This is a genomic window from Alsobacter sp. P4_H11 (genome assembly GCF_056400925.1).
In genome coordinates, this window is sequence record NZ_JBFUKI010000001.1 from 571,307 (window position 1) to 590,910 (window position 19,604).

Consider the following 19,604-nt stretch of genomic DNA (forward strand, 5'->3'; position numbering starts at 1 on the left):
AGGGACTCCCATCAGGGTGCGCCGCCACGCCGGGTCGACGTTGCGGCGCAAGCTTCGCCGTCAGAGCCCGTTCATCAGGCTGCGGTACTCGTCTTCGGTGAAGGCTTTGAGCGTTCTGGTCCGCACGGCGCCGGTCCCGGCCAGCTTGAGGCCGAACCGCGCGAAGGAGGCGTCGTCGGGCGCGTCGACGATGCACACCATGTCGACATCGCCCATGGTCATGAACGCCTGCTCGATCGAGACGCCGTAGGCGTGGCCCATGTCGCGGGCGCGATCGAGGCGCTTCGGGGAATCCTTGGCGGCCTGCACTCCCTGGTCGGTCCAGTTGATCAGAGCGATGTATTTCATGGGATCCTCCCTGCCGCGTGCGCCACCCAGCGAGAAGGATTGTACACCCGCCCCAAAGCCGTCTTCGGCGCAGAAGCTCTATGCCGCGCGGCCTAAGCTTGGCGTGGGACGGCTTGGCGGGAATCGCCGGCGAGGCCCGGCTGAAAAAACAAAAAGCCCGCCCAAGTCTCTGACAAGGGCAGGCTTTTGATGGTCGGAGTGGCGGGATTCGAACCCACGACCCCTTGTCCCCCAGACAAGTGCGCTAACCGGGCTGCGCTACACTCCGACGTGGCGCGCTTATACGCAGCCAAGGCGGCGGGCGCAACCGCTTCCGGCGTCGCCGGGTGGGGTTTTCCGCGGCCGCGCCGCCGCGGCGACCTCCCGACAAGCGAATGGCCGGCGCGAGGCCGGCCATTCCTGGCGTTTCGTGATGGAGCGCCTCAGTCTTCGGGGCCGCCCTCGGGCGCGTCGGGGCTTTCGCCCTCCCCTTCGCCGCCGTCAGGCAGCGGGCCGGCTTCGCCGTTCGCCGTGGGAGCTTCGTCGCCCTCGTCCGAGATCCGCTCCACCGAGACGACCTTCTCGTCCTTGGCGGTGTCGAACACGATCACGCCCTGCGTGCCGCGGCCGGCGATGCGGATGCCCTCCACGGGGCAGCGAATGAGCTGGCCGCCATCCGTGACCAGCATGATCTGGTCCGAGTGATCGACCGGGAAGGACGCCACCAGCGGCCCGTTGCGGTCGTTCACCACCATGGCGACGATGCCCTTGCCGCCGCGGCCCGTGACGCGGACCTCGTAGGCCGAGGTGCGCTTGCCGTAGCCGTTCTGCGAGAGGGTGAGAATCACCTGCTCGCGCGCCGAGAGCGCCGCGTAGCGCTCCTGCGAGATGGCGGCGGCGGGCGCGTCGGCAGTCTCCTCGTCGTCGGCTGCGACTTCGTCGGAGGCCGCCTCGCCCTGGATGGCGCGGCGCATCTTGAGATAGGCGGCGCGCTCCTCGGCCGAAGCCTCGACGTGGTTGAGGATCGCCAGCGAGATGACGGTGTCGTCCTTGCCCAACGAGATGCCGCGCACGCCGGTGGAGTCGCGGCCCTTGAACACGCGCACGTCGTCGACGCAGAAGCGGATGCACTGGCCGCGCGCCGTGGTGAGCAGCACGTCGTCCTCGGCCGAGCAGATCTGGACGTCGACGATGTGGTCGCCCTCGTCCAGCTTCATCGCGATCTTGCCGTTGCGGTTCACGTTCACGAAGTCCGAGAGCTTGTTGCGCCGGACGCCGCCGGAGGCGGTCGCGAACATCACGTCGAGCGTGTCCCAGGCGGCCTCGTCCTCGGGCAGCGGCATGATGGTGGTGATGCGCTCCTGCCCCTGCAGCGGCAGCATGTTCACCAGCGCCTTGCCGCGCGCCTGCGGGGCGGTGAGCGGCAGGCGCCAGACCTTCTCCTTGTAGACCTGGCCGCGCGACGAGAAGAACAGCACCGGCGTGTGCGTGGAAGCCACGAACAGGCGCGAGACGAAATCCTCCTCGCGCGTCTGCATGCCCGAGCGGCCCTTGCCGCCGCGCCGCTGCGCCCGGTAGGTCGAGAGCGGCACGCGCTTGATGTAGCCGGCGTGCGACACGGTGACGACCATGTCCTCGCGCTGGATGAGGTCCTCGTCGTCGAGGTCCGCGTCCCACTCGATCAGGATGGTCTTGCGCGGCGTCGCGAAGGCCGCCTTCACCTCGGCGAGCTCCGTGGTGACGATCCCCATGATGCGCTCGCGCGAGCGCAGGATGTCGAGATAGTCGGATATCTCCGCCGCGAGCTTGTTCAGCTCGTCCGCGATCTCGTCCCGGCCCAACGCCGTGAGGCGCTGGAGGCGCAGGTCGAGGATGGCGCGGGCCTGCGCCTCGGAGAGGCGGTAGGTGTCATTCTCAGACACGCGGTGGCGCGGGTCGTCGATCAGCGCGATCAGCGGCGCGACGTCCTTGGCCGGCCAGTCGCGCGACATCAGCGCCTCGCGGGCCGTGTTGGCGTCCGGCGAGTTGCGGATCGTGTAGATGACCTCGTCGATGTTCGCGACCGCGATCGCGAGGCCGACGAGCACGTGGGCGCGGTCGCGCGCCTTGCCGAGCAGGAAGCGCGTGCGCCGGCTCACCACCTCCTCGCGGAAGTCCACGAAGGCGGCGATCAGGTCGCGCAGCGTCAGCGTCTCGGGGCGGCCGCCGTTCAGCGCCACCATGTTGCAGCCGAAGCTCGTCTGCAGCGCCGTGTAGCGGAACAGCTGGTTCAGAATCACGTCGGCCACGGCGTCGCGCTTGATCTCGATGACGATGCGCATGCCGTCGCGATCGGACTCGTCGCGCAGGTCCGAGATGCCCTCGACGCGCTTCTCGCGCACGAGATCGGCGATCTTCTCGATCAGCACCGCCTTGTTGATCTGATACGGGATCTCGTTGACGATGATCGCCTCGCGATCCTTGCGGATCGTCTCGGTCTTCGTCTTGGCCCGCATGATCACGGAGCCGCGGCCGGTCAGGTAGGCGCTGCGGATGCCGCCCCGGCCCAGGATGGAGCCGCCGGTCGGGAAGTCAGGGCCCTGGATGTACTCCATGAGCCCTTCGACCGTTATCTCCGGGTCGTTGATGAACGCGATGCAGCCGTCGATCACCTCGCCGAGATTGTGCGGCGGCACATTCGTCGCCATGCCAACCGCGATGCCGCCGGCGCCGTTCACCAGCAGGTTCGGATAGCGGGCGGGCAGCACCATGGGCTCCCGCTCGGAGCCGTCATAGTTGGGCTGGAAGTCGACCGTGTCCTTGTCGAGGTCGTCAAGCAGGCTCATGGCCGGGCGCGCCAGGCGCACCTCGGTGTATCGCATGGCCGCCGCCGGGTCGCCGTCGACCGAGCCGAAATTGCCCTGGCCGTCGACCAGCGGCAGGCGCATGGAGAATTCCTGCGCCATGCGCACCAGCGCGTCGTAGATCGATTGGTCGCCGTGCGGGTGGTATTTACCGATCACGTCGCCGACCACGCGCGCCGACTTGCGATACGGCTTGTCCGGCGTGTAGCCGTTCTCGGCCATCGAATAGAGAATGCGCCGATGCACCGGCTTCAAGCCGTCACGGGCGTCCGGCAGCGCGCGCGACACGATCACGCTCATCGCGTAATCGAGGTAGCTGCGCTTCATTTCGTCCGTGATGGAAACCGGGCGGATATCCTGCCCCTCGCCGCCACCAGCGGGAGCGTTTTTGTCTTCGTCGGCCAATGTGCTGTCCGGTCAATGATCTGATTGGTTTTTAATAAACGATTCCGCTCTCCGGGGCCACCCATGGGGGTCGAATCACGGGGACAAAAAAGACAATCGAAACAGATACTTATCAGAATTTTGCAATTGAGGCCGCGGTGTGGCGGCCGAAGTCGCGCAGCGGAGGCGAAACGGCGGGTCCGAGCGGCCCGAAACGGGCTCTCGGCGGCGTTGCGGCTTTGTTGTTCCGCGAACCACGATTGGTCGTCTAAGCTCCCGGGATGCTGTTCGAATTCCTGACCTCCGCGCTCGTCACCCTGCTCGTCACCGTGGACCCGCCGGGCCTCGCGCCGCTGTTCCTGGGCGTCACGCGCGGCATGAGCGATCCGGAACGCCGCCAGGTGGGGCTGCGGGCGTCCATCATCGCGGCCGCCATCATGGGCGCGTCCGGGCTTGCGGGCGCGCAGCTCCTGAACGCGCTCGGCATCACCCTGCAGGCGTTCCGCATCGCGGGCGGGCTGCTGCTGTTCTGGATCGCCTTTGAGATGGTGTTCGGCGGCCGACAGGAGCGCAAGGGCGACGCTGCCGAGAAGGCGATCACGCTCGACCACATCCGCAACGTCGCGGCCTTTCCGCTCGCCATCCCGCTGATGGCGGGGCCCGGCGCCATCACGGCCACGATCCTGCTGGCGGGCCGCGCCGGCGGCGACCCGTTGCGGCTCGGCGTGCTGCTCGCCGTCATCGTCGGCGTCTGCGCCAGCTGCCTCGTGGTGTTCTACACCGCCAGCCAGGTGTCCCGCTGGCTCGGAGTCACGGGCAACGTCGTGCTCACCCGCCTCCTGGGCGTCATCCTGGCTGCGCTGGCCGTGCAGTTCGTCGCCGACGGCGTGAAGGCGATCTCGGCGGCCTGAGGCCGCGGCGGCGTGAAGCCGCGGTGGGCCTTTCGGTGGCCTCCGGGCCGCCTACGCCAGCCGCGTCAGCAGGCGTTCCATCAATTGCGCCCGGGGCACGACCGAGGACACCAGCGCGTGCTCGTGCAGCGTATGCGCGCCGTCGCCGTCGATGCCGAGGCCGTCCAGCGTGGGCACGCCGAGCGCAGCCGTGAAGTTGCCGTCGCTGCCGCCCCCGGTCTGCGGCACGTCCTGCAGGTCGATTCCGATCTCGGCCGCCAGCGCCCTCGCCTTCTGGTACAGGCTGTCGACTTCGGCGGTCTTTTTGTAGGGCGGCCGGTTCATGTCTCCCACGACGGTGATCCGGCAATCAGGATCATGCGGCGCGAGCCCCAGTATCCGCGCCTTGAACTCCTCGCCATCCGCCGGCTCGACCACCCGCAGGTCGACAGAGAACCGCGCGTGCTGGGGAATCACGTTGGCGGCGGTGCCGCCGGCCATCATCCCCACCGTGGTGGTGACGCCGCGGGCGTAATCCGTCATGGCCTCGATTGCGAGAATCTGGCGCGCCGCCTCCCGGATGGCGCTGCGGCCATCGGGATGGCGCGAGCCGGAATGGGCGGGCCGGCCTTCCACATGAACGTCGAACCGCCCTACGCCCTTGCGAGCGGTAACGATCTTGCCGTTGTCGCGGGCCGGCTCTGTCACCAGCACGGCGGAAGCCTTCCGTCCGAGCTCCTCGATCAGGCCGCGCGTGGTGGGCGAGCCGATCTCCTCGTCTGGCGTGAACAGAAAGGTGAGTGGCTGGGCCGCCCCGGCCGAAGCCGCGCGCTTGAAGGCCTCGAGCGCCAGATAGGCGCCGCCCTTCATGTCGTAGATGCCGGGGCCGAAGAGCTTGTCGCCCTCGCGGCGGATCGGTAGGTCCTTGGCGAGCGTGCCGAGCGGGTGGACGGTGTCGACATGCGACATCACCAGGATGCCGGCGCGATCTGTCTGCGGGCCAGCCCGCAACACGATGCTGTCGCCGAGACCCTCCTTGCCGGGAATGCGCTCGATCGCGATCGGCAGCCCCTCGACGTCCTGCGCGACGGTGTCGATCATCCGGTTGACGCCGGCCGCGTCGCTGGTGGGACTCTCGATCGCGACCCAGCGCGAGATACCGGCGAGCATGGCGTCGAGGTCGAAAGAGCTCATCAGGGAGGCCTCCAGGGCGTTTTGGCGCGTCTTCTCTGAGCCCTGTTTAAAACATCTCTCGCCGGGATGGCCAGCCATGGGCGTTCAGCCGGCCTCTGCGGGCTCGACCAGCCGGCGATAAAGCCGCCATGTCGTGTGGCCGAGAACCGGCAGAACCACGAAGAGCCCGAGAAACATCGGCGCCGACGCGACGATCAGGAGCCCGACCACCATCGCGGCCCAGGCCAGCATCGGGCCCGGGCTCCGGGTGACGGATCGGACGCTGGTGATCATCGCGGTGATGAAGTCGACGTCCCGGTCCAGCAGCAGCGGGAACGACACCACCGTCAGCGAAAACAGGACAAGCGACAGCACGGCCCCATCGGCGTGCCCGATGGCGAGGAACAGCCACCCTTCGGGCGTCGTCAGCAGCACATGGAGAAAGTCCGTCATCGCGAAGGACTGAAAGCCGAAGAACAGCGCGATGAGCAGCCGGATCTGATACATCCACAGCAGGAATACGAAGAGCGTCACGAAGGCCATCCACCCCAGTTCGCGCCGGCTCTGCGCGAACACGACGCCGAGCACCCCGCCCCAGCCTAGCGGCAGGCCTGCCTCGCGGCGGCGCGACACCTCATAAAGCCCGACGGCCACGAAGGGCCCGATCAGCGCGAAGCCGGCCGCGAGCGGATAGACGAGGTAGCCCATCCCCCAGGACGTGGCCGCCAGTACGAGCACGACGCCGCCCACCGCATAGATCCCGCCGAAGAAGAGCCCGTACAGCGGCGCGGCCTGGAAATCGCGAATGCCGTCGGCCAATGCCTCGCCGATGTCGGAGAAGCGAATGGTCCGCACCTTGGGTTCGGCGCGCGGAGCCTGGGAGGGCTCGCACTCGGCCGCATCCAGGCCAGTCGCCTCAGCAGCATCCGTCATGACGTCCCCCTCCCGGGCCTATGCGTGCAGGCCTCGCTTTGCATCCGGCGTGCGTCGGGGGAACGCGCGCGCCGTTTCGGCAGCATGTCGGCTAGGCCTGATGGGATCAAGCCGGACGGCGCTCTTCTTTAGCAGAGAGGAGCCGGCATCCCGGAAGCGACGCGAGCCAGTCCCGGGCTGACATGACGGCCAACGGTTCCCCCAGCCTCGGAGTCTGGTGACTTGTTCGCTCGACGCCCCTCATCCTGAGGAGCGTCACCCCTTGGCGATGGGTCTCAAAGGAAAAGGGAGTCGAGGAAGCCGAAACCGTTGCGCAAGCTGGGAGCCCTCGTCCTCCGAGACGCAGGCCGAAAACGGCCTGCGCCTCAGGATGAGGGTATCGAGGGTGGCTGGATGATCCTCGGCCCGGTTCTCAGAGATGGGGCGCGTCGCCCCACCCCTTAGAACGGGATGTCGTCGTCAAGGTCCGCCGAGCGTCCGCCGCCGGCCGGGGCCGGCCGCCGCTCCATCGGCGAGGAACGTCCGAAGTCGCCGCCGCGGCTGCCGCCGCCATAGCCGCCCGAGGAGGAGCCGCCATAGCCGCCGTCTTCTTCGCCCGCGCCCGCGCCGCCGCCCTGGCCGCGGCCATCGAGCAGGGTGAGTTCGCCGCGGAAGCGCTGCAGCACCACTTCGGTCGTGCTGCGTTCAGCCCCGGTCTTGTCCGTGAACTTGCGGTTCTGGAGCTGGCCTTCGAGGTAAACCTTGGAGCCCTTCTTCAGGTATTGTTCGGCGATCTTGGCGAGGTTCTCGTTGAAGATCACCACATTGTGCCACTCGGTGCGCTCCTTGCGCTCGCCGCTGGCCTTGTCGCGCCAGGTCTCCGAGGTGGCGACGCTGAAATTGACGACCGGCTCTCCCGAGCCAAGCCGACGCACTTCCGGGTCACGGCCCAGATTGCCGACCAGGATCACTTTATTGACGCTGCCCGCCATGAGGGCCTCCTGCGCTAGAATGGGCGTACGAGCTTCCGCGCCCGCCGATTGGGCGCGACCTTAAACCATCCGGCCCGGCCGGTCCCGCCTTGGCCCGGTTATCCACATCCGAGCCTCGAGAACTTGGCGCATTCGGCCGCACGCATCGTTTGTTCTTGTTGTGTTCCTAGCAGGTCTGCGTTAACGGTTCAAGGGCGGCGCGGCTGACGCGTTGTTGGAGATTGGTCCCTCGGGGTTTCTCCGGACCCTGTCGTTCGAGCGTGAGCCGCCCTACATGTGGCGTTCAGTCCTTCAGCGATCGCGGTTGGCGTCGGGCCACGGCCCGGGCGGCGCGCATCGATTTTCGTGTGCAGGGTAATCGGCATGGCCGCGATCGACGACTTCTTCAACTCTGCCAAGGAGCGCCAGGGCGGCCCGCGCAAGGCGGACTCGCGCGTGATCGCGATCCGGGGCGCCCGCGAGCACAATCTGAAGAACGTCGACCTGACGATCCCGCGCGACCGGCTGGTGGTGTTCACGGGCCTGTCCGGCTCCGGCAAGTCGTCGCTCGCCTTCGACACGATCTACGCCGAGGGCCAGCGCCGCTATGTCGAGAGCCTCTCGGCCTATGCGCGCCAGTTCCTTGAGATGATGCAAAAGCCCGACGTCGACCAGATCGACGGGCTCTCGCCGGCGATCTCGATCGAGCAGAAGACGACCTCCAAGAATCCGCGCTCAACGGTCGGCACCGTCACGGAGATCTACGACTACATGCGCCTGCTCTGGGCTCGGGTGGGCGTGCCGATCTCGCCCGCGACCGGCCTGCCGATCGAGAGCCAGACCGTGTCGCAGATGGTCGACCGCGTCCTGGCGTTGCCTGAGAAGACCCGCCTTTATCTGCTCGCGCCCGTGGTGCGCGGCCGCAAGGGCGAATACCGCAAGGAATTGGCCGAGTACCTGAAGCGCGGCTTCCAGCGCGTGAAGATCGACGGCGAGTTTCACGAGATCGGCGAGGCGCCGGCGCTCGACAAGAAGTTCAAGCACGACATCGACGTGGTGGTGGACCGCCTCGTGGTGCGCCCCGACATCGCGTCGCGCCTGGCCGAGAGCTTCGAGACCGCGCTAGAGCTGGCCGACGGCATCGCCGTGATGGAGTTCGCGGACGAGAAGGACGACAAGGGCGAGGCGCGCCGCATCATCTTCTCGTCCAAGTTCGCCTGCCCGGTTTCGGGCTTCACGATCCCGGAGATCGAGCCGCGGCTGTTCTCGTTCAACAATCCGTTCGGGGCCTGCCCGACCTGCGACGGCATCGGCCACGAGATGGCGGTCGATCCCATGCTGATCGTGCCCGACGAGACGCTGACGCTGCGCGGCGGCGCCATTGCGCCCTGGGCCAAGTCGACCTCGCCCTATTACGGCCAGACGCTGGCCTCCATGGCCGATCACTACGGCTTCAAGCTCGCCACGAAGTGGCGGGACCTGCCCGAGAAGGCCAAGAACGCGATCCTTTATGGCACCGGCTCCGAGAGCGTGCGCTTCGCCTATGACGACGGCCTGCGCGCCTATGAGGTGCGCAAGCCCTTCGAGGGCGTCGTCCGCAACATGGAGCGCCGCTACAAGGAGACCGAGAGCGACTGGGCCCGGGACGAGATCTCGCGCTACATGTCCGAGACGCCCTGCGCGGCCTGCAATGGCTACCGGCTGAAGCCCGAGGCCCTGGCCGTGAAGCTTTCCGGCCAGCACATCGCGCAGGTGTCGCAGCTCTCCGTGCGCGACGCGCATGCGTGGTTCGGGGCGCTGCCCGAGACCCTGAACGAGAAGCAGACCGAGATCGCCGGCCGCATCCTGAAGGAGATCCGCGAGCGGCTCACCTTTCTGCTCGACGTCGGCCTTGAATACCTGACGCTCGCGCGCGCCTCCGGCACGCTGTCCGGCGGCGAGAGCCAGCGCATTCGGCTGGCGTCGCAGATCGGCTCGGGGCTGACCGGCGTGCTCTACGTGCTGGACGAGCCCTCCATCGGCCTGCACCAGCGAGACAACGAGCGTCTGCTGCAGACGCTGAAGCGCCTGCGCGACCTCGGCAACAGCGTAATCGTGGTGGAGCACGACGAGGACGCCATCCTGCAGGCCGACTACGTGGTCGATGTCGGGCCCGGCGCGGGCATCCATGGCGGCCGCATCGTCAGCCAGGGCACGCCCGCCGACGTGCTGGCGGACAAGAACTCGCTCACCGGCAAGTACCTGAAGGGCGAGATGGCCGTGCCGGTGCCGCCCAAGCGCCGCAAGCCCCAGAAGGGCCGCATGCTCAAGATCACGGGCGCGCGCGGCAACAATTTGAAGGACGTCACCGCCGAGATCCCGCTCGGCACCTTCACCTGCGTGACGGGCGTGTCCGGCGGCGGCAAGTCCACCCTCGTCATCGACACGCTCTACAAGGCCGTGGCCCGGCGCCTCAACGGCGCGCTGGAGCATCCCGCGCCGTTCGACACCATCGAGGGGCTGGAGCACCTCGACAAGGTGATCGACATCGACCAATCGCCCATCGGGCGCACGCCGCGGTCGAACCCGGCGACCTATACGGGCGCGTTCACTCCGATCCGCGAGTGGTTCGCGGCGCTGCCGGAGGCCAAGGCGCGCGGCTACATGCCGGGCCGCTTCTCGTTCAACGTCAAGGGCGGCCGCTGCGAGGCCTGCCAGGGCGACGGCGTCATCAAGATCGAGATGCACTTCCTGCCGGACGTCTACGTCACCTGCGACGTCTGCAAGGGCAAGCGCTACGACCGCGAGACGCTGGAGGTTAAGTACCGCGAGAAGTCCATCGCCGACGTGCTCGACATGACCGTCGAGGAGGCCGGCGAGCTGTTCAAGGCGGTGCCCTCGATTCGCGAGAAGATGGAGACGCTCACCCGCGTCGGGCTCGACTACGTCAAGGTCGGCCAGCAGGCCACCACGCTGTCCGGCGGCGAAGCCCAGCGCGTCAAGCTCTCCAAGGAGCTGTCGCGCCGCTCCACGGGCCGCACGCTCTACATCCTGGACGAGCCCACGACCGGGCTGCATTTCCACGACGTCGCCAAGCTGCTCGAGGTGCTGCACGAGCTCGTCGACCAGGGCAACAGCGTGGTGGTGATCGAGCACAATCTCGAGGTCATCAAGACTGCCGACTGGGTGATTGACCTCGGTCCCGAAGGCGGCGACGGAGGCGGCGTGATCGTCGCGCAGGGCCGGCCCGAGGACGTCGTAAAGGTCGCGGCCAGCCACACCGGACGCTTCCTGAAGGAAGTACTGGCCCGCAGGCCGTTGAAGGCCGCCAAGCAGGCGGCCGAGTAGGCGCTTTTGGGCAGCGAGCCTTCAGGCTCGCCCCCCGGACCGCGAGCCTCCCGGACCGCGAGCCTTTAGGCTCGCCCGGATCTCCATTCCTTGGGCTCGCCTTCCGCCGCACCCAAGCGAGCCTGAAGGCTCGCGGTCCGTAGCGCCGCCCCCGGGGCCCGCGGGCGTGCAACACTTTCTTCATCATGCCCGGATCTTCGCGGCCATGCGTCAGCCGGCCGGGGCTGGCGATGCAGGCGTTAGGGCAAGCCTTTATTCACCGTGTTGCACCGCACCGCGCAACTGTGCCTGCACGTCGAAGGCGAGATTCGCCCCAACAGCGCAATATTTCACCAACAAGCGCCCAAATACCCGGCTTGAGCGCCACTTTTATGCCATGCGCCAGTCGCGCATCTCTTAACGATTCCTCTCATTGCCATGCGTTGACAGAGGGTCGGGCATGTTGCAGCCCCCATGGCGGAGCATGGCGGCCGGACGTATATGCGGTGCAGCAAATCGCTGACGCGACGAGCCGCCGGGACCGCTACTTTCTCCTGACAGCTCCGCGCCTTACCGCACTGCACAGGAACAAAGCCATGCTGACCGTCAACACCATTTCCAAGCGTCTCCGCAACTGGGCTCGCTATCGCAACACCGTCCGCGAGCTGTCGCAGCTGACCGATCGCGACCTGAGCGATCTCGGCATTTCGCGCGGCGACATCCGCTTCATCGCCAAGAAGCACGCCGTCAAGGCGTAACGCTCTGCGCAGGATCGGCGACCAGTACTGCGTTTCGCCGAAGAACCTGCCAACACCGTCTCGGAGCCTGGCCGATCCCCTCCCCGGCCTCCCTCCTGAGCGCAGCGCCCGCCCCTCCCGGCGGGCGTTTTGCGTTTCAGGCCCCCGCGCCCATTGCGCCGCCGGGACGCGGCCCCTAGGTTCCGCCGCATGAGCAAGCTCTCCCCCATTCACATCGTCGGCGGCGGCCTCGCCGGTTCTGAAGCCGCCTGGCAAATCGCCAGCGCGGGCGTGCCCGTTGTGCTGCACGAGATGCGGCCCGTGCGCGGCACCGACGCTCACAAGACCGACAGCCTGGCCGAGCTCGTGTGCTCCAACTCGTTCCGGTCGGACGACGCCCGCACCAACGCGGTCGGCCTGCTCCATGCCGAGATGCGCCGGCTCGACTCGGTGATCATGCGCTGCGGCGACGCCAACCAGGTGCCGGCCGGCGGCGCGCTCGCGGTCGACCGCGACGGCTTTGCGGCCGCCGTCACCGCAGCGCTCGAGGCGCATCCGCTGATCACCATCGAGCGCGCCGAAGTCGCCGGCCTGCCGCCGGCCGACTGGGATTCGGTGATCATCGCCACCGGCCCCCTCACCTCGCCGGCCCTGGCCGAAGCCATCCTGCAGCTTACGGGAGAGAGCGCGCTGGCCTTCTTCGACGCGATCGCCCCCATCGTGCACCGCGACAGCATCGACATGGACGTGGCGTGGTTCCAGTCGCGCTACGACAAGGCTGGCCCGGGCGGCACCGGCGCCGACTACATCAATTGCCCGATGACGCGCGACCAGTACGCGGCCTTCGTGGAAGGGCTGGTCTCGGGCGAAAAGACCTCGTTCAAGGAGTGGGAGAGCAACACCCCCTACTTCGACGGGTGCCTGCCGATCGAGGTGATGGCCGAGCGCGGCGCCGAGACGCTCCGGCATGGGCCGATGAAGCCGTTCGGCCTCACCAATCCGCACAAGGAAGGCGCGGACGCAAAGGCCTATGCGGTGGTGCAGCTGCGCCAGGACAACGCGCTGGGCACGCTCTACAACATGGTGGGCTTCCAGACGAAGCTGAAGCATGCGGCCCAAGTCGCGCTGTTTCGCACGATCCCGGGGCTCGAAATTGCCGAGTTCGCCCGCCTCGGCGGCCTGCATCGCAACACCTACCTGAACTCGCCGCAGGTGCTCGACAGGACGCTGCGCCTCAAGGCCATGCCGCGCCTGCGCTTCGCCGGGCAGATCACGGGCTGCGAGGGCTATGTGGAAAGCGCCGCCATGGGCCTGCTCGCCGGCCGGCTCGCCGCCGCCGAGCGCCTCGGCGCCGAGCTCGCGCCGCCTCCGCCCGAAACCGCGATGGGGGCCCTGCTGAACCACATCACGGGCGGCCACATCGCGACCATCGACGAGGGGCCGCGCTCGTTCCAGCCGATGAACGTCAATTTCGGCCTCTTCCCGCCGCTGGCCGAAGCGCCCAAGAGCGAGGACGGCAAGCGGCTCCGCGGTCCGGCCAAGTCCGTGGCGCGCAAGATGGCGATCACCGACCGGGCGCGGGGCGTGATGGAGATTTGGGCCAGCGCGCAGGAGCAGGGTCGAGTCGCGGCCGAATAGGTCGGCGGCGGCGTCCCGCTCAGCGGGCCTGGCGCGATGCGCGCCAGAGCGTCCAGATGCGGCGCAACGGAGAAATCTCCGCCGGCGTCCTGAACGGATCGGCGGCGGCGCGCTCCAGCTCGGCCAGATACGGTTCCACGAGCGTGACCGGCAGCATGGCGAGGCGCACGGCCGGACTCGCCCCGGGCGACGCCGCGCGCGCGGCCTCCAGATGCCGGCGCGCCAGCGCGCGCAGGTCGGCCAGCACAGCGCGCAGCGGCTCGCCGACCTGCCGGGCGAGCAGCGCCTCGCGCGAGAGGCCGTGCCGGTTCATGACGTCCACGGGCAGGAACACCTGGCCCCGTCCTGTCGCCCAGGGCAACGCGCGCAGGATGCCGGTCAGCGCATAGGCGACGCCGCCATGCCCGACGGCGTCGGCGCCGCCGGGGTCGCGCCCCTCGGCCAGGATGATGCTGGCGAGCCGGATCAGGGCGGAGGAAGTCTCGCCGCAATAGCCTTCCAGGTCGGCCACGGACGGCATGGGGTCGTCGTAAAGGTCGAAGGTGCGGGCCTCGATCAGGTCCAGCAAGGCCTTGCGGGGCAGCGCATAGCGGGTGATCGCGGCCCCGAGCGCCTGTGCGACGGGGTGGCCGCTGCTCGCCAGGCTGTCGCCCTCGATCAGGTCGCGCCAGAACTGCAGCCGCATCTCGCCCGGCAGGGGCTCCGACACGACATCGCGGACGCGGCTCACTTCGGCGCTGAAGGCGTAGAGCGCCAGCAACGCCGGCCGGTGCGCGTCGGACGCGAACAGGGTGGCGAGGTAACGGTCGCGGTCCGCCCTGCGCACCAGCTCGGCGACGGCGTCGCCCGGGGCGCCGTCGCGGTTTGCGGGCGCCGGCTCCTCCGCCATCTCAGGCGACCGCGATCAGCGCGGCGCCGACGCTGCGGTTCTCAGCCAACATGATGTTGTAGGTGCGCGCGGCCGCGCCGGTCTGCATCACGTCGATGCGGATGCGCGCTTCCTTGAACCGCCAGCGGACGCGCTCCGGCAGCGCCGCGATCTCGGCGCCGCAGCCGATCAGAAGCACTTCGGGCGGCTGCGCCTCGGCGAACACGGCCTCGAACGCGCTGGTGGTGAACTGCGCCGGCGCGGTCACCTCCCAGGCCCGGACGCCCGAGGGCAAGGCCAGGATTGAGCCGCGATGCGACATTTCGGCGAAGCGAAACCCGCCATTGCCATAGGCGTCGATCAGGTGGCGCCCGGGGACGAACCCCTCGTAGCGGGCGCCGCCGCTCATTGCGCCGGGCGCTCGGCCGGGCCGCGCACGCGCGGCTTGGCGGCCGCGGTCTTGGCGGCCGGCGCGGCGTCGTGGCCGGCCGCGATGGCCGACTCGGCGCCCACCTTCAGGCCGAGATAGATCAGCACCGGCGCGGCGATGAAGATCGACGAGTAGGTGCCGATCACCACGCCGAAGATCATCGCCCACGAGAAGCTGGCGATCACCTGGCCGCCGAACAGCACCAGCGCGAGCAGCGCCAGCGTGGTGGTCACCGACGTCATGATCGTGCGCGACAGGGTGGTGTTGATGGCGAGGTCGAGCAGCTGCTCCACCGGCATCTTCTTGTAGCGCCGCAGCAATTCACGGATGCGGTCGAACACCACCACGGTGTCGTTCAGCGAGTAGCCGACGATGGTCAGGATCGCGGCGATCGACGTCATGTTGAATTCGAGCTGCGTGATCGCGAAGAACCCGATCGTCAGCACGAGGTCGTGCAGCGTCGCGATCACGGCGCCGACCGCGAATTCCCACTCGAAGCGGAACCAAAGGTAGATCAGCACGCCCACGATGGAGAGGACAACGCCGAGCGTGCCGGACTGCACCAGCTCGCCCGAGACGCGCGGACCCACCACCTCGACGCGGCGGAAATCATAGTCTTTCTCGAAGGTCGTGCGGACGCGCTCCTGCGCGGCCTGCTGTGCCTTTTCGCGATCCTGCTGGGTCGCGCCGGGCTGGAGGCCGAAGCGGATCGAAACGTCGCCCTTTTCACCAAATTCCTGGACCTCGACCTCGCCCACCGAGAGACCGTGCGCGGCCTCGCGGACCTGGGCGATGTCCGACTTGCCGTTCTTGGCCTGCATCTCGATGAGCGTGCCGCCCGTGAAGTCGATGCCGAAATTCATGTTGACGAAAAAGAAGCAGAGCACGGCCACGACCGACAGGAGCGCCGAGAACGGGAAACTGACCCGCCGGAAGCTCATGAACGGGAACTTGGTGTCGTCCGGGATGATGCGCAGAAGTTTCATGGCTGTTTTCCTGCGTCAGAACGGCAGCTTGGTCGGCTTGGCCGAGCGGTACCACAGGGCGATCATCATGCGCGTCATCGTGACGGCCGTGACCACGGTTGTGACGATGCCGAGGATGAGCGTCACCGCAAAGCCCTTCACGGGGCCGGAGCCCAGGAAAAACAGGATCGCGGCGGCGATGAACATGGTGACGTTGGAGTCGATGATGGTCGCGAAGGCGCGCTGGAAGCCCGCCTCAAGCGCCGAGATCATCGAGCGCCCGGCGCGCGCCTCCTCGCGGATGCGCTCATAGATCAGCACGTTGGAGTCCACCGCGGTCCCGATCGTCAGCACGATGCCGGCGATGCCGGGCAACGTCAGCGTGGAGCCCACCAGCGCCATCAGGGCGAAGATCAGGATCACGTGCACGGCGAGCGCGATATTCGCGAAGAGGCCGAACAGCCCGTAGCTGACGAACATGAAGCCGACGACCAGCACCGTGGCCACGTAGGAGGCCTTCTTGCCGGCGTCGATGGAGTCCTGCCCGAGGCCCGGGCCGACGGTACGCTCCTCCACGATGGTGAGCGGCGCCGGCAGAGCGCCCGCGCGCAGCAGGATGGCGAGGTTGTTGGCGGCCTCGACGGTGAAGCGGCCGGAGATCTGCCCCTGCCCGCCCGTGATCGGCTGCAGGATGCGCGGCGCCGAAATCACCTTCTTGTCGAGCACGATCGCGAAGGGCCGGCCGACATTCTCGGTCGTCACCTGCCCGAAGCGCTGCGCGCCGCGGATGTTGAACTTGAAGTTGACGATCGGCTCGCCGGTGCGCTGGTCGAAGCCCGGCTGGGCGTCGATCAGATCTTCACCTTGCACGAGCACGCGCTTCTCGACCGGCATGGAGGCGCCGCCGTCTTCCTGAGACGGCAACTGCTCGACATCGCCGGGAGGGGCGCCCGGATCGGCCACGAGCCGGAATTCGAGCTGCGCGGTGGTGCCCAGGATCTCCTTCAGGCGGCGCGGGTCCTGCAGGCCGGGGACCTGCACGAGAATGCGGTCGACGCCCTGGCGCTGGATGTTCGGCTCCGTGGTGCCGAGCGCGTCGACGCGGCGGCGCAGAACCTCGATGGCCTGGTCGATGGCCTTGCGAACGCGCTCGTTCACGCCCGCGTCAGTCACCGCGAGGGTGATCAGGCCATCGGGCTGTTCGGTGATCGCGACCGCGTTCTGCGAGCCGGTCTGGCCGAAAAGGCTGCCGACCGGCGCCGCCAGTTCACGAAGACGCGGCAGCAGGCGCGTGCGCTCGGCCTGGTCGGCCACCCGGACGGTGACGCCGCGCGGCTGGACGCCAATGCCGCCGGCCAGGGCGATCTTCTCTTCGCGCAGGAGGCGGCGGACGTCGTCGCGCAGGGTGTTCACCTGCCCGCGCAGCACCGACTGGGTGTCGACCTCGAGCAGCACGTGCGAGCCGCCCTGCAGGTCGAGCCCGAGCACGATGGCCTGGTGCGGGATGATCCAGCGCGGCAGGAAGCCAGGGATGGATTGCTCGATGCTCTTGCGGGTGTCCGGCGACAAAAGGCTCGGCAGGGCGAAAAGGATGCCCAGCACGGCGATGAGGAGGACCCCGAAGGTCTTCATTCGTGAGAAGCGGAGCATATCCGGTCGTTGTTCCTGCGCGGCTCATCGGCGCCATGGACCCGGAGCTAAGCACTCCAGGCCGATAGCGCCACCATGTCAGTCAAAATCGGCGCCGCGGAGGCGCCGGGGCGCGTCGAATCAGGCGGCCTTGACGGGCTCGCCCTTGGCGCGGACCTCGGCGATCATCGACTTCACGGCGCGCACGCGCACGCCGTCCGCGATCTCGATTTCCATCTCGGGCTCGTCGCCGGCCTTGGTGACACGGCCGATCAGCCCGCCGTTGAGCACCACGGTGTCGCCACGGCGCACGTTCTTCAGGAGATCCTGATGCTCCTTGGCGCGGCGCTGCTGCGGCCGGATGATCAGGAAGTACATGATCACGAAAATCAGCAGAAACGGAACGAGCTGGACGATCATGTCCATGCCGCCCGCCGAAGCTCCGGCGGTCTGGGCGAATGCTGGCGTGATCACGGGGAGAACCTCCGCATGGGGAAAAGGCCCCACGTCCCGCGGTCGCGGGGGGAGCCGGAAAAAGTGGGCGGACTATAGCCACGGGCTTGGAGAAAGCAATAACGCCGCAAGCGGCGGCGCATCGCAGACATGGGGACCGCAGGCCTTGGACCGCGAGCCTCCAGGCTCGCTGCTTCCGGCGCCATCGCATGCGAGCCTGGAGGCTCGCGGTCCAAGGTCGCGGTCCAGGCTTTTGGGCGAGGCGTGACAGCCCAACCCGACTTCGCTAAGCACATCGCGCCGTCTGAACCCTGAAGAAAGCCGCCATGTCCGCCCTCACGCCTTCCGACGCACTCCTGGCCCGCATCGCGGACGCGCTGGAGCGCATGGCGCCGCCCCGGGCCGAGACGCCGGATTTCGCCGCCGCAGACGCCTTCGTGTGGTGGCCCTCCCCGGCAGGTCTAATGCCGGTGCCGAAGGTGAACCGGGTCGACATCGTGCTCCTGAAGGGAATCGATCGCGCCCGCGACACGTTGCTCGAGAACACGTCGCGCTTCGCCCGCGGCCTACCGGCCAACAACGCCCTGCTGTGGGGCGCGCGCGGCATGGGCAAGTCGTCGCTGGTGAAGGCCGCCCACGCGCAGGTCAACGCCACCCGCCCGGCCGGGCAGTCGGCGCTGAAGCTGATCGAGATCCACCGCGAGGACATCGACAGCCTGCCGCTCTTGATGGAGATGGTGCGCGGCGCCGCATTTCGCTTCGTGGTGTTCTGCGACGACCTCTCGTTCGATGGCGACGACACGTCCTACAAGTCGCTGAAGGCCGTGCTGGAAGGCGGCATCGAGGGGCGGCCGGACAACGTAGTGTTCTACGCCACGTCCAACCGCCGCCACCTGCTGCCGCGCGACATGATGGACAATGAGCGCTCCACCGCCGTGAACCCCGGCGAAGCGATCGAGGAGAAGATCTCGCTGTCGGATCGCTTCGGGCTCTGGCTGGGCTTCCACAAATGCAGCCAGGACGAATTCCTCGCCATGGTGGACGGCTACGCGGACCATTTTGGCCTCGCGGTGGCGGATCGCGACGCCATGCACCACGATGCGCTGGAATGGTCCATCACCCGCGCGTCGCGCTCGGGCCGCACCGCCTGGCAGTTCATCCAGGACCTGGCCGGGCGGCTCGAGCAGCAGCTCTGAGGCGACCCTCCCAATCAGGCGCCGGCGCGCACCACCTGCACGAGGCGGTTGTCGGCGAAAAGGTAGAGCGCCTTTCCGGTCGGCTCCATGTAGAGGATCGTGGTCTCGCGCTTGGCGCGCGGGCTGGAGCCCGTCTGGACGCTGAGCGGCTCGCCCTTGAGCGCCACGAGCTCGCATTCGGTGACGCCGATGAGGCCCTGACCCTCGCGGCCCCGGAACTTGGACGGATCGATCGACAGGTCAGCCGTGCAGCGGCCGTCCTCGCCCACCACGGCCTCCGTGGTGGCGACGCGAGCGAGCGCGCTCTTGTCGTTCATGAAGCCGCCGACCTCCACCGCACAGCCCGAGAGCACGATGGCGAGGGCCGTCGCGACAACCGGGGCCGCGAGCGCTCGTCCAGCGGGCCAGCCGGCCCGCGCCGCATCCATCATGCCTTTTTCTCCCAGCGACCTTCGTCGCTCTGTTGCCAATAGCTGGTCTGGTGATCCTGCCCGCGCAGGTTCTTCCAGGCGACCCGCGCCGCCGCGACCGCCTCGTCGTCTCGCCCGTCGAAGATCAGGACGAGGCGCTGATAAGCCGCCGCATCCGGCGGAATTGCGGCGCCGTCCACCAGAAAGCGCACCTGGGCGCCGTTCGGGTTGGCTTCGCCGGTGGTGAGGACGATCGGCTCGGCCGCCGCGGAGGGCTCGCTTTCCAGCCCGTGCGGCAGGAAGCTCTCCTCCGAATAGGTCCACAGGAGATCGTCCAGGGCCGCCGCCCGCTCGGGCCCGGAGGTCTGCACGGCCGCGCGCCAGCCGCGCGCGAGGCTGCGCTCCAGCAGCCCGGGCAGCACGGCGTCCAGGTTCTGGCGCTGGAGGTGGTAGAAGAGGATCTCCGCCATCG

Annotated in this window: 17 protein-coding genes and 1 tRNA gene; 5 read left to right on the plus strand and 13 right to left on the minus strand. The window is 68.1% G+C overall.

Features of this window, described 5'->3' with window-relative positions; all coding sequences use genetic code 11:
- Nucleotides 1–60 precede the first annotated feature (60 nt).
- From AC1DSZ_RS02605 to gyrA, 3 genes are all read right to left on the minus strand, one after another.
- The gene (locus AC1DSZ_RS02605) at nucleotides 61–348 is read right to left on the minus strand and encodes a GYD domain-containing protein (RefSeq protein WP_476836822.1); all 288 of its coding nucleotides are present in this window, start codon (nucleotides 346–348) and stop codon (nucleotides 61–63) included.
- 190 nt (nucleotides 349–538) lie between these two features.
- Nucleotides 539–616: transfer RNA gene (locus AC1DSZ_RS02610), tRNA-Pro, on the minus strand.
- 154 nt (nucleotides 617–770) lie between these two features.
- Nucleotides 771–3,575, minus strand: coding sequence for a DNA gyrase subunit A (gene gyrA / locus AC1DSZ_RS02615; protein WP_476836823.1), 2,805 nt, complete (start codon nucleotides 3,573–3,575; stop codon nucleotides 771–773).
- Between the two features lie 260 nt (nucleotides 3,576–3,835).
- Here gyrA and AC1DSZ_RS02620 point away from each other — a divergent pair, with 260 nt between their 5' ends.
- Nucleotides 3,836–4,465 (plus strand): MarC family protein, encoded by a 630-nt coding sequence (locus tag AC1DSZ_RS02620; RefSeq protein ID WP_476836824.1) that lies wholly within the window; start codon nucleotides 3,836–3,838, stop codon nucleotides 4,463–4,465.
- A 51-nt stretch (nucleotides 4,466–4,516) separates the two neighbouring features.
- Here AC1DSZ_RS02620 and AC1DSZ_RS02625 read toward each other — a convergent pair whose 3' ends face one another.
- From AC1DSZ_RS02625 to ssb, 3 genes are all read right to left on the minus strand, one after another.
- Nucleotides 4,517–5,638, minus strand: coding sequence for a M20 family metallopeptidase (locus AC1DSZ_RS02625; protein ID WP_476836825.1), 1,122 nt, complete (start codon nucleotides 5,636–5,638; stop codon nucleotides 4,517–4,519).
- A gap of 84 nt (nucleotides 5,639–5,722) precedes the next feature.
- Nucleotides 5,723–6,550 carry a DUF2189 domain-containing protein gene (locus tag AC1DSZ_RS02630; RefSeq protein ID WP_476836826.1) on the minus strand — a complete coding sequence of 276 codons (828 nt, stop codon included), beginning with the start codon at nucleotides 6,548–6,550 and terminating at the stop codon, nucleotides 5,723–5,725.
- 440 nt (nucleotides 6,551–6,990) lie between these two features.
- Nucleotides 6,991–7,521, minus strand: coding sequence for a single-stranded DNA-binding protein (gene ssb, locus AC1DSZ_RS02635; RefSeq protein ID WP_476836827.1), 531 nt, complete (start codon nucleotides 7,519–7,521; stop codon nucleotides 6,991–6,993).
- A gap of 363 nt (nucleotides 7,522–7,884) precedes the next feature.
- On the opposite strand from ssb, the gene uvrA reads away from it, so the two are divergent.
- From uvrA to trmFO, 3 genes are all read left to right on the plus strand, one after another.
- The gene (gene uvrA, locus AC1DSZ_RS02640; RefSeq protein WP_476836828.1) at nucleotides 7,885–10,827 is read left to right on the plus strand and encodes an excinuclease ABC subunit UvrA; all 2,943 of its coding nucleotides are present in this window, start codon (nucleotides 7,885–7,887) and stop codon (nucleotides 10,825–10,827) included.
- Between the two features lie 575 nt (nucleotides 10,828–11,402).
- Nucleotides 11,403–11,564 (plus strand): DUF1127 domain-containing protein, encoded by a 162-nt coding sequence (locus tag AC1DSZ_RS02645; RefSeq protein WP_406858345.1) that lies wholly within the window; start codon nucleotides 11,403–11,405, stop codon nucleotides 11,562–11,564.
- 189 nt (nucleotides 11,565–11,753) lie between these two features.
- A complete protein-coding gene (trmFO, locus tag AC1DSZ_RS02650) occupies nucleotides 11,754–13,181 on the plus strand; it encodes a methylenetetrahydrofolate--tRNA-(uracil(54)-C(5))-methyltransferase (FADH(2)-oxidizing) TrmFO (protein ID WP_476836829.1) in 1,428 nt (475 codons plus the stop codon).
- Between the two features lie 19 nt (nucleotides 13,182–13,200).
- On the opposite strand, the gene AC1DSZ_RS02655 is transcribed toward trmFO, so the two are convergent.
- The 5 genes from AC1DSZ_RS02655 to yajC all read right to left on the minus strand — a co-directional run bounded on the left by AC1DSZ_RS02655 (nucleotide 13,201) and on the right by yajC (nucleotide 17,547).
- Nucleotides 13,201–14,070 carry a phytoene/squalene synthase family protein gene (locus tag AC1DSZ_RS02655; protein ID WP_476836830.1) on the minus strand — a complete coding sequence of 290 codons (870 nt, stop codon included), beginning with the start codon at nucleotides 14,068–14,070 and terminating at the stop codon, nucleotides 13,201–13,203.
- 1 nt (nucleotide 14,071) lies between these two features.
- The gene (locus tag AC1DSZ_RS02660; RefSeq protein WP_476836831.1) at nucleotides 14,072–14,458 is read right to left on the minus strand and encodes an Mth938-like domain-containing protein; all 387 of its coding nucleotides are present in this window, start codon (nucleotides 14,456–14,458) and stop codon (nucleotides 14,072–14,074) included.
- Nucleotides 14,455–15,465: a protein translocase subunit SecF gene (gene secF / locus AC1DSZ_RS02665; RefSeq protein ID WP_476836832.1), complete on the minus strand. Its 1,011-nt coding sequence runs from the start codon at nucleotides 15,463–15,465 to the stop codon at nucleotides 14,455–14,457. Before secF ends, AC1DSZ_RS02660 begins: the two co-directional genes overlap by 4 nt.
- 15 nt (nucleotides 15,466–15,480) lie before the next feature.
- Complete coding sequence (gene secD / locus AC1DSZ_RS02670) at nucleotides 15,481–17,094, minus strand: protein translocase subunit SecD (protein ID WP_476836833.1); 1,614 nt, start codon at nucleotides 17,092–17,094, stop codon at nucleotides 15,481–15,483.
- Between the two features lie 120 nt (nucleotides 17,095–17,214).
- Nucleotides 17,215–17,547 (minus strand): preprotein translocase subunit YajC, encoded by a 333-nt coding sequence (yajC, locus tag AC1DSZ_RS02675; RefSeq protein ID WP_476836834.1) that lies wholly within the window; start codon nucleotides 17,545–17,547, stop codon nucleotides 17,215–17,217.
- A gap of 305 nt (nucleotides 17,548–17,852) precedes the next feature.
- Here yajC and AC1DSZ_RS02680 point away from each other — a divergent pair, with 305 nt between their 5' ends.
- Entirely contained in the window at nucleotides 17,853–18,722 is an 870-nt protein-coding gene (locus AC1DSZ_RS02680) for an ATP-binding protein (protein WP_476836835.1), read from the plus strand.
- 14 nt (nucleotides 18,723–18,736) lie between these two features.
- Here the strand turns inward: AC1DSZ_RS02680 and AC1DSZ_RS02685 are convergent, their stop codons facing one another.
- Nucleotides 18,737–19,153, minus strand: coding sequence for a hypothetical protein (locus tag AC1DSZ_RS02685; protein ID WP_476836836.1), 417 nt, complete (start codon nucleotides 19,151–19,153; stop codon nucleotides 18,737–18,739).
- Nucleotides 19,150–19,602 carry a DNA polymerase III subunit chi gene (locus tag AC1DSZ_RS02690; protein ID WP_476836837.1) on the minus strand — a complete coding sequence of 151 codons (453 nt, stop codon included), beginning with the start codon at nucleotides 19,600–19,602 and terminating at the stop codon, nucleotides 19,150–19,152. The genes AC1DSZ_RS02685 and AC1DSZ_RS02690 overlap by 4 nt, the downstream gene beginning before the upstream one ends.
- Nucleotides 19,603–19,604 lie beyond the last annotated feature (2 nt).

Bases quoted from the DNA above. Each gene is read 5' to 3' on its own strand.
- AC1DSZ_RS02605 (WP_476836822.1), bottom strand. From the start codon at position 348: ATGAAATACATCGCTCTGATCAACTGGACCGACCAGGGAGTGCAGGCC.
- AC1DSZ_RS02620 (WP_476836824.1), top strand. From the start codon at position 3,836: ATGCTGTTCGAATTCCTGACCTCCGCGCTCGTCACCCTGCTCGTCACC.
- AC1DSZ_RS02625 (WP_476836825.1), bottom strand. From the start codon at position 5,638: ATGAGCTCTTTCGACCTCGACGCCATGCTCGCCGGTATCTCGCGCTGG.
- AC1DSZ_RS02630 (WP_476836826.1), bottom strand. From the start codon at position 6,550: ATGACGGATGCTGCTGAGGCGACTGGCCTGGATGCGGCCGAGTGCGAG.
- ssb (WP_476836827.1), bottom strand. From the start codon at position 7,521: ATGGCGGGCAGCGTCAATAAAGTGATCCTGGTCGGCAATCTGGGCCGT.
- uvrA (WP_476836828.1), top strand. From the start codon at position 7,885: ATGGCCGCGATCGACGACTTCTTCAACTCTGCCAAGGAGCGCCAGGGC.
- AC1DSZ_RS02645 (WP_406858345.1), top strand. From the start codon at position 11,403: ATGCTGACCGTCAACACCATTTCCAAGCGTCTCCGCAACTGGGCTCGC.
- trmFO (WP_476836829.1), top strand. From the start codon at position 11,754: ATGAGCAAGCTCTCCCCCATTCACATCGTCGGCGGCGGCCTCGCCGGT.
- AC1DSZ_RS02655 (WP_476836830.1), bottom strand. From the start codon at position 14,070: ATGGCGGAGGAGCCGGCGCCCGCAAACCGCGACGGCGCCCCGGGCGAC.
- AC1DSZ_RS02660 (WP_476836831.1), bottom strand. From the start codon at position 14,458: ATGAGCGGCGGCGCCCGCTACGAGGGGTTCGTCCCCGGGCGCCACCTG.
- secF (WP_476836832.1), bottom strand. From the start codon at position 15,465: ATGAAACTTCTGCGCATCATCCCGGACGACACCAAGTTCCCGTTCATG.
- secD (WP_476836833.1), bottom strand. From the start codon at position 17,094: ATGCTCCGCTTCTCACGAATGAAGACCTTCGGGGTCCTCCTCATCGCC.
- AC1DSZ_RS02680 (WP_476836835.1), top strand. From the start codon at position 17,853: ATGTCCGCCCTCACGCCTTCCGACGCACTCCTGGCCCGCATCGCGGAC.
- AC1DSZ_RS02685 (WP_476836836.1), bottom strand. From the start codon at position 19,153: ATGATGGATGCGGCGCGGGCCGGCTGGCCCGCTGGACGAGCGCTCGCG.
- AC1DSZ_RS02690 (WP_476836837.1), bottom strand. From the start codon at position 19,602: ATGGCGGAGATCCTCTTCTACCACCTCCAGCGCCAGAACCTGGACGCC.